This window comes from Castellaniella sp. (assembly GCF_034007085.1).
In the GTDB taxonomy this organism is placed as follows: Bacteria; Pseudomonadota; Gammaproteobacteria; order Burkholderiales; family Burkholderiaceae_B; genus Castellaniella.
On the sequence record NZ_JAVERO010000083.1, the window covers coordinates 1 to 9,439 of the forward strand.

General features: G+C 64.5%; 8 protein-coding genes and 1 pseudogene. 6 read left to right on the plus strand and 3 right to left on the minus strand.

The genetic code is table 11. The annotated features are described in order from the left end of the window. Positions 1-54 precede the first annotated feature (54 nt). From RBR29_RS08165 to RBR29_RS08185, 5 genes and pseudogenes are all read left to right on the plus strand, one after another. Complete coding sequence (locus RBR29_RS08165; protein WP_320348514.1) at positions 55-903, plus strand: HAD family hydrolase; 849 nt, start codon at positions 55-57, stop codon at positions 901-903. Beyond that, positions 896-1,366: pseudogene (gene tadA, locus RBR29_RS08170) on the plus strand (tRNA adenosine(34) deaminase TadA); the annotation flags it as partial. The gene RBR29_RS08165 and the pseudogene tadA, both read left to right, overlap by 8 nt. Positions 1,367-1,516: 150 nt before the next feature. Next, complete coding sequence (locus RBR29_RS08175) at positions 1,517-2,455, plus strand: LD-carboxypeptidase (protein WP_320348516.1); 939 nt, start codon at positions 1,517-1,519, stop codon at positions 2,453-2,455. A gap of 90 nt (positions 2,456-2,545) precedes the next feature. After that, positions 2,546-4,147 carry an ABC-F family ATPase gene (locus tag RBR29_RS08180; RefSeq protein ID WP_320348507.1) on the plus strand — a complete coding sequence of 534 codons (1,602 nt, stop codon included), beginning with the start codon at positions 2,546-2,548 and terminating at the stop codon, positions 4,145-4,147. A 31-nt stretch (positions 4,148-4,178) separates the two neighbouring features. Next, positions 4,179-4,802, plus strand: a complete 624-nt coding sequence (locus tag RBR29_RS08185) for a YigZ family protein (RefSeq protein WP_320348508.1) — start codon at positions 4,179-4,181, stop codon at positions 4,800-4,802. 7 nt (positions 4,803-4,809) lie between these two features. On the opposite strand, the gene RBR29_RS08190 is transcribed toward RBR29_RS08185, so the two are convergent. The 3 genes from RBR29_RS08190 to RBR29_RS08200 form a co-directional block, all read right to left on the minus strand. Further along, complete coding sequence (locus RBR29_RS08190) at positions 4,810-6,318, minus strand: MFS transporter (RefSeq protein WP_320348509.1); 1,509 nt, start codon at positions 6,316-6,318, stop codon at positions 4,810-4,812. Continuing rightward, positions 6,315-6,698 carry a thioredoxin gene (gene trxA / locus RBR29_RS08195; RefSeq protein WP_320348510.1) on the minus strand — a complete coding sequence of 128 codons (384 nt, stop codon included), beginning with the start codon at positions 6,696-6,698 and terminating at the stop codon, positions 6,315-6,317. The genes RBR29_RS08190 and trxA overlap by 4 nt, the downstream gene beginning before the upstream one ends. A 342-nt stretch (positions 6,699-7,040) precedes the next feature. Beyond that, positions 7,041-8,333: an NCS2 family permease gene (locus RBR29_RS08200; protein ID WP_320348511.1), complete on the minus strand. Its 1,293-nt coding sequence runs from the start codon at positions 8,331-8,333 to the stop codon at positions 7,041-7,043. An 85-nt stretch (positions 8,334-8,418) separates the two neighbouring features. Between RBR29_RS08200 and tsaD the strand changes: the two genes are divergently transcribed. Beyond that, the coding region (tsaD, locus tag RBR29_RS08205; RefSeq protein ID WP_320348512.1) for a tRNA (adenosine(37)-N6)-threonylcarbamoyltransferase complex transferase subunit TsaD at positions 8,419-9,439 on the plus strand (1,021 nt) is incomplete at its 3' end.

Consider the following 9,439-nt stretch of genomic DNA (forward strand, 5'->3'; position numbering starts at 1 on the left):
TGGCGGTCCTGGCCGATGCGGCCTCTATCGATTGACACCCTGCTGGATACGCATATGGCGGACGTGATTGCGCTGGTCTTCGATTTCGATGACACCCTGGCACCGGACAGCACTTCAGGCTTTCTGCGCGACATTGGCGTGGATGTGCCGGCCTTCTGGAACGAACAGGTCGATCCGTTGCTCGCGCACGAAGACTGGGACCCAGTCCCGGCCTATCTGTACCAGATGCTGGCGCTGTCCCGTTCTGGACGCCATGGCCCCATCACCCGCGACCGCCTGCGCGACTGGGGGCGTCGGCTGCCGCTGCACGAGGGCGTGGCGACCCTGTTCGAGCGTCTGCGGGCGCGGCTGCATCAGGCCCATCCGACTGTGCAGCTGGAGTTCTACCTGATTTCCAGTGGCATCGGCGATGTGCTGCGCGAAACGTCCATCGCAGGCTGGTTTTCCGATATCTGGGCATCTGAATTCCATTACGGTGCCGATGGCGCCATCGAATTTCCTCGTCGGGTGGTCAGTTTTACCGACAAGACCCGCTATCTGTTTCACATCCAGAAAGGCATCATCGGGCCCGAATCGCGCAACAAGCCTTTCGAGGTCAACCGCAAGGTCGATGCCGACAAACTGCGCGTACCGTTCGAGCAAATGATCTTCGTCGGCGATGGCTATACCGACATTCCCTGCTTTTCCCTGATTCGCCGTTCGGGCGGAGTCGCGTTCGGGGTCTGGGATCCGCGCCACAAGGACAAGCGCAGCCGCGCCTGGGGGTTCATCGAAGACGGACGCGTGTCCAATCTGAACCAGGCGCGCTTTGGCGAAGACGCCGAACTCTATCAATGGCTGGAGGCTGCGGTCGAAAGCCTGGCTTCCAAGATCGTGCTGCGTGCGCGGATGTACCGTGGCTGAGAGCCTGAACGACGACCAAGCCATGGCGCTGGCGCTGGAACAGGCCCGCCTGGCGGCCGAACGGGGCGAGGTGCCTGTGGGCGCCGTGGTGCTGGACGCCGCCGGGCGTGTGCTGGCGACCGGGCACAACCGCACGATTCTGGACCACGACCCGACCGCACACGCCGAGGTCGTCGCCCTGCGTGCTGCCGCCCGCCGCCTGGGCAACCATCGCCTGACCGGAGCGCGCCTGTATGTCACGCTGGAACCCTGCGCCATGTGCCTGGGCGCCATGTTCCATGCGCGCCTGGCCGACATCGTCTATGGCGCACCCGACCCCAAGACCGGCGCCTGCGGTGGAGTGGTCGATCTGACCGTCCAGCCGCGCCTGAACCATCATGCCCAGGTCCGGGGCGGAGTGCGGGCGCAGGACTGTGGCGACCTGCTGCGCGATTTTTTCCGCGCCCGGCGCGAAGCCGCCCGTGCGGCACGCGGCCAGGCTGCGCCCGAAACCATGTCCAGCGGCCCCATGGCCGCGTCCCCTTTTTTTCAGGAAAATCCTTCCATGCCCAAGCAGAAGAAAGCCGCTTTCGACGCCACTGCCCGCTCGGTTCCCAGCGGCGAGCATACGCACCTGGTCTGCGAGGATCCTGATTGCGGTATCCACGACGCGCACGAACAGCCCTCGGGGATCTACCTGATCTCGCCATCGGGCGCCGTGGCTGACCCTGCAGCCCTGGATCTGGCCAAGACACGATTGCGCGCCATGGGATTTCGCGTGGCGGTCGATCGCACGGCCCTGGCCGTGCATGAACGGTTCGCCGGCACCGACAAGCAGCGCCTGGCTGCCATCCAGCGGGCGCTCAGACAACAACACCCGGTCGTCATGGCGACCCGGGGCGGCTATGGCCTGAGCCGCCTGCTGCCGCATATCGATTGGCGCACCGTGGCCGACAGCGGCAAGACGTTCATCGGCCAGAGCGATTTCACGGTGTTCAATCTGGCGCTGTTGGCGCGTACCGGTGCGGTCAGTCTGGCGGGCCCGACGGCAATCTTCGATTTCGGCGGCAAGAAAGTCGATGACCTGACGCAGGCCCTGTTCCAGGAAACGCTGTCCGGGGAACTGGAAATCCTCAGTTTCGAATCTCCCGATGCCGATCCGGTGGATGCCCGGGGCATTTTGTGGGGCGGCAATCTGGCCATGGTCGCCTCGCTGGTGGGTACCCCCTATCTGCCCGATGTACCGGGGGGCATCCTGTTCCTGGAAGACGTTGCCGAACATCCTTTCCGCATCGAGCGCATGCTGACCCAGTTGTGGCATGCGGGGGTGCTGGAAAAGCAGCACGCCATCGTGCTGGGCCAGTTCACGGACTATCGCCTGGCGGCGCACGACAACGGCTATGACCTGGGTGCGGTAGTGCGCTGGCTGCGCCAGACGGTGCGTGTGCCTGTGATCACGGGCTTGCCTTATGGCCATGTCAAGGTCAAGGCCACCTTGCCGGTGGGCGCGCGCGTGGGCATCGCCACCGAGGACGGCATGGCGCATCTGGTGTTGCGGGAACACTCGCACTGATCCGCGTGGCGGGGAGAACGGGGGGGCTGGAAACGGGCCTACCTGCTAAACTAGCGGGTTGTTTTGACTCCAATTTTCCTTGCCACTACCGTGATTTCCACCAACAACCTCACCATCCAGTTTGGCTCCAAGCCTCTGTTCGAGAACGTCAGCGTCAAGTTTGGCGATGGCAACCGCTATGGCCTCATCGGGGCCAACGGCTCGGGCAAATCCACCCTGATGAAGATCATCGGGGGTGACCTGGAGCCGACCTCGGGCAATGTTGCGCTGGAGCCCGGGCTGCGGCTGGGCAAACTGCGCCAGGACCAGTTTGCCTTCGAGGATGTGCGTGTGCTGGACGTGGTGATGATGGGCCACGTCGAAATGTGGCAGGCCATGACCGATCGGGACGCCATCTACGCCAACCCCGAGGCGACCGAAGACGATTACATGCGGGCCGCCGAACTGGAAGGCAAATTTGCGGAATATGACGGCTACACGGCCGAGGCCCGTGCCGGAGAACTGCTGTTGGGCCTGGAAATCCCCGTCGAACAGCACGAACTGCCGATGCGCGAAATTGCCCCAGGCTGGAAGCTGCGCGTGCTGCTGGCCCAGGCGCTGTTTTCCAATCCCGATGTGTTGCTGCTCGACGAGCCCACCAACAACCTGGACATCAACACGATCCGCTGGCTGGAAAACGTGCTCAACAGCTATGACAGCACGATGATCATCATCAGCCACGATCGCCACTTCCTGAACGCAGTCTGCACCCACATGGCCGATCTGGATTACGGCGAACTGCGCGTGTATCCGGGCAACTACGACGATTACATGCTGGCCTCCACCCAGGCGCGCGAACGCCAGATGGCCGCCAACGCACGCGCCAAGGAACGCGTCAGCGAATTGCAGGATTTCGTGCGCCGTTTCGCAGCCAACAAATCCAAATCGCGCCAGGCCACATCCCGCCTGAAGCAGATCGATCGCATCAAGGCCGAGACTGTCCAGGTCAAGCCATCCTCGCGCCAGAACCCCTACATCCGCTTCGAAGTCAACAAGGTCCTGCACCGCCAGGCCGCGCACATCGAGGATCTGTCCAAGTCCTACGATCGGCCCATCATCTGGGGCCTGAGCATCATGATCGAGGCGGGCCAGAAGGTCGCCATCATCGGCGCCAACGGGGTGGGCAAGACGACTTTGCTGCGCCTGCTGGCCGGTGATCTGCCGCCTGACGAGGGGACAGTGCGCTGGTCGGAAAACGCGGACCTCGGCTATATGGCCCAGGACGTATCCGATCAATTCGATTCCGACCGCGATCTGTTCGATTGGATGACCGATTATCGCCAGCCGGGTGACGAGGATCAGTCGATCCGATCCGTGCTGGGCCGGCTGCTGTTCTCGGGCGACGAGATCACCAAGCCCGTGCGCGTGCTGTCGGGCGGGGAAAAAAACCGCATGAGTTTCGGTCGCCTGATGCTGGGGCGCCACAACGTCATGCTGATGGACGAGCCCACCAACCACCTGGACATGGAATCCATCGAATCCCTGCAATATGCGCTGGAACAATACCAAGGCACACTGGTATTCGTTTCGCACGACCGGCAGTTCGTGTCGGGCGTGGCCACGCGGGTGATCGAGATCCTGCCTGATGGCCGCCTGAACGATTATCCGGGCACTTACGATGAATACCTGGCGTCCCAGGGCATCGAAATCTGAGCCATGACGGCGTGCCGGGCGCAGGCGAACCATGCTGCATACCCTGACCACTTCGGTCCGTCACGAGGCCGATGTCCGCAAGAGCCGTTTCCTGGCCTTGGCGGCGCCCATCGAATCGCCCGAGGCCGCGCAGGCCTTTCTGGACGCATCCCGCGATCCCCAGGCCACCCATAACTGCTGGGCCTGGCGTTTCGGGGCGCAGTATCGTTTCAGTGATGATGGTGAACCTGGCGGCACGGCGGGCCGACCGATCCTGCAGGCGATTGAATCCCAGGGCTATGACCGCATCGTGGTGCTGGTGATCCGCTGGTTTGGCGGCATCAAACTGGGCACGGGCGGGCTGGTGCGAGCCTATGGCGGCACGGCCGCCGAATGCCTGCGCCAGGCGGATCGGGTGGCATTGCGCGAGGAATGCCTTGTGTCGTGCGCGTGCCCTTATGCGGACATGGACCGCGTTCAGGCGCGCCTGCTGGCAGCGGGCGCGCGCATTGAACATGCGCAATTCGACGGCCAGGGCGTCGTCTGGCAGTTGCGCTGTGCCCGTGCCGATGCAGCGGACATCGAGGCGCTGTATACCGATCAGACCCGGGGGCAGGGATGCTGGCGCATTCTGGAATCCGATGACTCTGCTGCGCAGGGCGGGGTGGCCGGATGAGCCCCCGTCAGGCGCTGCCGGGGCGCTGGCGATCCCGGTAGTCCTTGATCGCCACCAGCAGTGCGGCCAGGATGACGGCGGCAATGACACCGAACCCGGCCAGCATGGCCGTCGGCCAAGATGTCATGTTCAGGATCCAGAAGACGACGGCCGTGATCAGGGCGATCCCGACGGATGTGCCGATGCGTTGCCCTGTCTGCATGACAGCCCCTGAACTGCCCGCATAGTCCAGCGGTACGTCCATCAGTGTCAGGGCCTGGTTGGGGCTGATCACCAGGCCCTGGGCCAGGCCGATGAACGACAGCGTCAGCAGCAGCCACCAGGCGCTGGCCAGGCCGAGCGCCTGCAGCAGGATCACCACCCCGCTGGTGACCAGTCCGGCCAGGGCAAGCAACAGTCCGATCATGACGATCTTGCGGCCATGCGGCAGGACTCTGCGGCCAGCCCAGTCGGATGCCCAGGACGACAGCAGGGCGGCAGGGATGCCGAACAGGCCCGACTGCAGGGCCGACATGCCCAGGCCTTCCTGGACGTACAGGGCGACCAGCACCCAGATGCTGGTCATGCCCAGAAAATACAGTGTCATGACCAGCACGCCGTTGCTGAAACTGGCCGTGGAAAAAATCCGCAGATCGACCATGGGGCTGAGCCCCTGGCGTGCTGCGTGACGTTCCCATTGGATCCAGGCGGCCGTCAGGACCAGACTCAGCGGCAGCAGCAGCCAGGCCTGGGACGCGGTGCGGGATTCAACGAACGGGTACAGAAAGGACAGCACGGCCAGCCCCAACAGCAGTGAGCCCAGGGGATCCAGGGAACGCCAGCCCAGGCGGCGTGCAGCCTGGGCTGCGGCCTGTTCCCGCGTGTCGTCATCAACGTTTTGCCCAGGAATGCCAGGCCAGCGGATCAGCGGGCGGGGAAACCACCGCAGGCTCAGGATGATGACGGCGATGCCGATCGGAACATTCACCAGGAACGTCAGCCGCCAGCCGATCTGCAGGCCACCCAGTTCGATCAACAGACCACCGAGCACCGGGCCGATGGCGACGGAAAACCCCACCACAGTGCCGAAATAGCCAAAGGCCCGGCCTCGTTCTGGACCACGGAAATAATGCTGGATCATGCCCAGGCTTTGTGGATTGAGCAGGCCCGAACCCACGCCTTGCACGAAGCGCGCGCCGTTGAGCCACGTGGCGTCCGGCGCCAGCCCCGCCGCAATGGACGCAAGCGTGAACAGGGTCACGCCGATCAGGAACAGGCCGCTGCGGCCCATCAGGTCGCCGGCCCGTCCAGCGGCCACCAGCACGACGCCGAAAGTCAGCGCATAGCCCGACAGCACCCATTGGATGTCGGATTGCGTGGCATCGAGCGCAGTATGGATGGAGGGCAGGGCGACGTTGACGATGCTGACCCCCATCAGGGACATGAAGATGGTGGTCAGCAGGACGGCCAGAATGCGCCATCGGCCGGGATCCGGCCGATGGGCTTGGTGCGTGTGGGAAACGGCAGTGGTGGTCAATGGGCCGTAGGCGAGGCCTTGTTCTGTTGTGCGGCAATTTCCGCGTGGACCTGGGCCATGTCCACCGCCTTGACCTGGGTCAGGAGCTCATCGAGCTGGGGGGCAGACAGCGCGCCGGCCTGCTGGAACAGCAACACGTTTTCGCGGAAGACCATCAGGGTCGGGATGGAACGGATGCGCAAGGCAGCCGCCAGTTCCTGTTGTTCTTCGGTGTTGACCTTGGCGAAGGTGATGTCCGGGTGTTTTGCTGCAGCGGCCTCGAAGGTGGGGCCGAACTGACGGCAAGGGCCGCACCAGGGGGCCCAGAAGTCGATGATCAGGGGTTGGTCGGCCTGGGTGGCAGCCTGGAAGGTGTCTTGGGTAAGTTCGATGACGCTCATGGGGGCTCCGGGTCGGGAGGGGCGGCAGGATGCTGCCCGAGGTTCCTGTTATATGGGGACAGGATACTGGTTTGCAAGCCGCCCCGTGTTTGTGTGGCATCTCCCCCACGTCGCGGCTTGCAAGCCGCTCCGATTCGACAGGCTGCGAATGGTCTGCAGAGGACCATTCGGGTTGTGGCATCTCCCCCACGTCGCGGCCTGCAAGCCGCTCCGATTCGACAGGCTGCGAATGGTCCGCAGAGGACCATTCGGGTTGTGGCATCTCCCCCACGTCGCGGCCTGCAAGCCGCTCCGATTCGACAGGCTGCGAATGGTCCGCAGAGGACCATTCGCAGTCCTGTCTCATCCCGGGAACAGGGCGTATTTGATGATGAACAGGACGGCGACCAGCAGAGTGGCCGGGTGGATGTCGCGGAAACGGCCGGCCAGCGCCTTGATGGCGACGTAGCTGATGAAACCGAAGGCCAGGCCGTTGGCGATGGAGTAGGTGAGAGGCATCGCGATGGCAGCGATGGCGGCGGGGACGGATTCCGTCACGTCGTCCCATTGCACATCGACCAGTTCGCGCAGCATCAGGCAGGCCACGTACAGCAGGGCGGGGGCTGTGGCGTAGGCCGGAACAATGGCGGCCAGCGGCGACAGGAACAGCGCCAGCAGGAACAGTACCGTGACGGTCAGGGCCGTCAGGCCGGTACGACCGCCTGCTTGCACACCCGAGGCGCTTTCGACATAGGCGGTGGTGCTGCTGGTGCCCAGCACGGACCCGGCGACGATGGCGCAGCTGTCCGACAGCAGGGCGCGGCCCAGGCGGCCAGGGTTGCCCGGACGGATCAGGCCGGCGCGGGTGGCCACGCCGATCATGGTGCCGGTGGCGTCGAACACCTCGACCAGCACGAAGACCAGGATCACGTGGAAAAAGCCGGTGTTCAGTGTCCCCAGGATATCCAGTTGGAAAAACGTGGGGGCCAGGCTGGGAGGCGCCGAGAAGATGCCCTGGAATTGGGTGTGTCCGGTCACGATCGACAGGACGGTGATGGCCAGGATGCCGATCAGGATGGCGCCGCGGACTTTCATGGCGCCCAGGGCGGTGATGATGAAAAAGCCCAGGATGGCAAACAGGGTCGTGGTGTGGGTCAGGTCGCCCAGGCCGACCTTGGTGGCCGGATTGGCGACCACGATGCCCGCCGAACCCAGGGCGATGATGCCCAGGAACAGGCCGATGCCCGCCGCAATGGCTGAACGCAGTGATGGCGGGATGCCAGCGACCAGCCATTCGCGGGCGCCGGTCACGGTCAGGATCACGAACACCACGCCGGAGATGAACACCGCGCCCAGTGCCTGCTGCCAGGTGTAGCCCATCTGCGCCACCACGGTGAAGGCGAAAAAGGCGTTCAGGCCCATGCCTGGGGCCATGCCGATGGGCCAGTTGGCCAGGAAGGCCATGATGAGCGACCCCAGGGCGGCGGCCAGGCAGGTGGCGACGAAGACCGCGCCCCGGTCCATGCCGGTGCTCGACAGGATGTCCGGATTGACGAAGATGATGTAGGACATCGTCAGGAATGTGGTCAGACCGGCGAGCAATTCGGTCCGGGCCGACGTGTCATGTTCTTTGAGCTTGAAGAGCTGTTCCAGCATGGTGCTTCCCCCCCGGGTGGGCCTCTGTTTTTTATGACCACGCCATTCTAAATCCCTTTCGTGAACAGTTGTACACTGGCGCCCTATGCTGATCATCGGATTCGAGAGTTCCTGCGACGAGACCGGGGTGGCCGTGGCGAGCACGGAACACGGTCTGCTGGCGCATGCCCTGCACAGCCAGGTCGCCATGCATCGCGACTACGGCGGCGTGGTGCCGGAACTGGCCTCGCGGGACCACATCCGCCGCATCGTGCCGCTCACGCGGCAGGTCCTGGACGAGGCGGGAATCCGGCCGGACGATCTCGATGCAGTGGCCTATACCGCAGGCCCCGGCCTGGCTGGGGCCTTGCTGGTCGGGGCGGGCTTTGCCCGGGCCTTTGCCTGGGCCCGGAACCTGCCCGCCATCCCCATCCATCATCTCGAAGGCCATCTGCTTTCGCCCCTGCTGGCTGATGAAACGCCGGATTTCCCGTTCGTGGCCTTGCTGGTGTCGGGCGGGCATACGCAACTGATGCGAGTCGACGGTGTGGGGCGCTACGAATTGCTGGGCGAGACCCTGGACGATGCGGCGGGCGAGGCCTTCGACAAGAGCGCCAAGCTGCTGGGCCTGGGCTATCCCGGGGGACCGGAACTGTCGCGCCTGGCCGAAACTGGCGATCCGCACGCACATGCGTTGCCGCGTCCCATGCTGCACAGCGGTGACCTGGATTTCAGTTTCAGCGGCTTGAAGACGGCCGTGCTGACCCGCATGCGTGCGCTTCAGGACGAAGGCCGTGCCGATGACCGGATTGCCCGTGCCGATCTGGCGGCCTCGACCGAGGCGGCAATCGTCGATGTGCTGGCGGCCAAATCCCAGCAGGCCTTGCGCCGCACGGGACTGAAGACGTTGGTGGTGGCTGGCGGCGTGGGCGCCAACCGGCATTTGCGCGCGCGCTTGCGCGAGGCGCTGGACGATCTGGGCGGGCGGGTGTATTTCCCGCCGTTGCCGCTGTGCACCGACAATGGCGCGATGATCGCCTGGGCGGCTGTCCTGCGGGTGCGTGCTGGTCTGGTCGATTTGTCGTCCCTGCGCGGTGATGCGGCGTTTGCGGTGCGGCCTCGCTGGG

Excerpts from the sequence above, each read along its gene's own strand:
- trxA (WP_320348510.1), bottom strand. The coding sequence starts at position 6,698 with ATGAGCGTCATCGAACTTACCCAAGACACCTTCCAGGCTGCCACCCAG.
- RBR29_RS08185 (WP_320348508.1), top strand. The coding sequence starts at position 4,179 with ATGCTGCATACCCTGACCACTTCGGTCCGTCACGAGGCCGATGTCCGC.
- RBR29_RS08165 (WP_320348514.1), top strand. The coding sequence starts at position 55 with ATGGCGGACGTGATTGCGCTGGTCTTCGATTTCGATGACACCCTGGCA.
- RBR29_RS08200 (WP_320348511.1), bottom strand. The coding sequence starts at position 8,333 with ATGCTGGAACAGCTCTTCAAGCTCAAAGAACATGACACGTCGGCCCGG.